The sequence below is a fragment of the Hydrogenophaga sp. 5NK40-0174 genome, from assembly GCF_040372165.1.
Taxonomy (GTDB): Bacteria; Pseudomonadota; Gammaproteobacteria; order Burkholderiales; family Burkholderiaceae_C; genus Hydrogenophaga.
The window spans coordinates 1-2,198 of the sequence record NZ_BAABWG010000014.1 but is presented as its reverse complement, the minus strand read 5'-3'; the positions used below and the strand labels follow the sequence as shown (position 1 = coordinate 2,198).

Sequence of the window (2,198 nt, the reverse complement as noted above, 5' to 3'; positions counted from 1 at the left end):
GTGGCCTACGGTGGCAGCTTTGGCGAGAACCTGCTCAATGCAGGGATGAACGCCGGCTTTGACAAGCTGGGCGAGGGCTTCGCGGGCCACATAGGCGACCAGCACAGCGCCAATTTGCTGACAGACGGCCAGCGAGACCTGGCCCATGCCGCCCTGGGCTGCGGCCTGGGCATGGTGCGCTCGGGCAACGGCAAAGGCTGCGCCGCTGGCGCAGCGGGCGCCGTGGTGGCGCACTCATTGGCCGAGGATGTGAAGTCAGAGCTGAAAGACGAGGACAGCACGCTGTCATCCATCTTCAAGGCTGTGCCCGGCAAAACGATCAACGAGAACACCGTCTTCATCACCGGCCTGGCTGGCAGTGTGGCTGGCGGCGTGGACGGCGCATTGGCGGGCGACACCACGCGGGACCTGCAAGCCAACATGAACATGGGGCAGATCACAGGCTCCAATGCGGTGGCGAACAATTATTTGAAGCACGACGAGAACGAAAAGCGCTTGAAGGCGGCTTCCGCGTGCGCCGATGGAGACAAAGCTGCCTGCGCAGAGCGCGATCGGTGGAATGCCATAGACAAACAGCGAGACGCAGACTTGAAATCGGCTTGTTACGGAAACGGTGCGAGCGCTGAGTGCTCGGCGCGCTACGCAGCTCTTGAGGTGGCCCGCGAGAGCTATGTGGGAAAGGTTGAGAGTGGAGCTGCGTTGGCTGATGCTTCTGCCAAGGGGCTGTACGAGTACACCGCTTCTGCAGAAGCTGCCAGCTCCAAGCCGCTGGTGAACGTCCCTCACTACGACAAAGAGGGAGTGGCGAGACTTGCCAAGGTGTTGCGCGTCATGGGAGAACAGGGCGTTGACTTCACTCCCATCCTTGGGGATGTCAAGGCGTTCTACGAAGCGGAGACCGGCTTCGACTATGCGATTGCACTTGTTAGTGTTGCGCCCGGAATTGGTGATGGTGCTGCAAAGCTGTTGAAAGAGGGGCGTGATCTCTTCAAGGTTGGTGATATGGCCGGCGCCGCAGAAAAGCTCGGAAATGCCAACCAACTGCTTCATGGCGTAGACATTGACCCGGTTCGGGTGGCCGACAAGCTCACCGAGTTGAAGTCGATTCCAGAAGTCAAGAACATTCATCTTGTCGAGGCAGGAAGCAAAGGAAGCTGGTCCAAGACGGCAAACGGTAAACTGGATGCGGACAGTGCCTATGTCCTGTCCAACGGTCATGCATACCGGACGGATGCGTCAGGGCGTGTGAACAGCGTCGAGGGCGACCTCAGTGGCGTAACCATGGATCGCAACGGCTATCAACAAGGTTGCGTTGGACGAAGTGGTGGCTGTACTGGCGACGATGGTGGTCACTTGATTGCATCGGCCCTGGGCGGTTCGGGCGACAGGATCAATATGGTGCCGCAGGCAGCGACATTGAATCGGGGTGACTGGAAGGCGATGGAAAACCAGCTGAGGGGATTTATCAACGAAGGCAAGAACGTGACCATGAGAGTAGAGGTCGGTTATCCGCCTGGTGGTGGGGCAAGGCCCAATGAATTCCGTGTGCTGGCCACAGTGGATGGCGAAGTCATTCCGTTTCGTTTCACCCAGTGAGATAAAGCTATGAAAGTCGAAAGTGTTGAGCATGCCTACAAATTGATCTCAACCTACTTGCTGGCATTTGCTGACGATCGGTCGTGGGATTTGCTTGCTTGCAAAATTCAAATCTTCGAAAAGATGGCCACTGGTAGGCAGTGGCTTCACGTCGGAGGTGAGACGGTCAGGCAGGGCGGATTTCGGTCGTCTCCGTATGCAGTTTGGGACGGAATGGACGCAGCACTCTTTCTCCGCGACGACCTGCTGAGATCGACCGGCCAGCGCATCTGGGGGCTGACGTTTACCCTCTATCCAGATGGCAAGTTCAACATCGAATACGACTACAACAAGCCAGAAGGCTACGAAGAGACTGACGAAGTGATCACTGGCGACGAGATCAACGCGTCGCTGGACGAGGTGATGAACAAGAGGGACGGCGACTAGCAGGCCTTTGCTGGTTAGAAATGGCGCGCTGCTCCCTCCTCGCAGCCGCCAGTTCTTGAAACACCTCCTCTTCGGGGAGGCCCTACGCCGCATGTGCCGTGACGATCCGGTGCTCGATGACAGCGTGGTCATCACCGAACGCAAGACGCCGCTGTGGATGCGCGCCATTGCGGCGC

2 protein-coding genes are annotated in these 2,198 nt (G+C 58.2%); both read left to right on the top strand.

Annotated features, from left to right (window positions below; translation table 11 throughout):
* On the top strand, positions 1 to 1,596 hold a 1,596-nt coding region (locus ABWV89_RS18815; RefSeq protein ID WP_353400605.1), incomplete at its 5' end, for a DNA/RNA non-specific endonuclease.
* 213 nt (positions 1,597 to 1,809) lie between these two features.
* Complete coding sequence (locus tag ABWV89_RS18810) at positions 1,810 to 2,022, top strand: antitoxin YezG family protein (protein ID WP_353400603.1); 213 nt, start codon at positions 1,810 to 1,812, stop codon at positions 2,020 to 2,022.
* Positions 2,023 to 2,198: the final 176 nt, after the last annotated feature.

Coding starts and splice junctions, on each gene's coding strand:
- ABWV89_RS18810 (WP_353400603.1), top strand. CDS start 1,810: ATGGACGCAGCACTCTTTCTCCGCGACGACCTGCTGAGATCGACCGGC.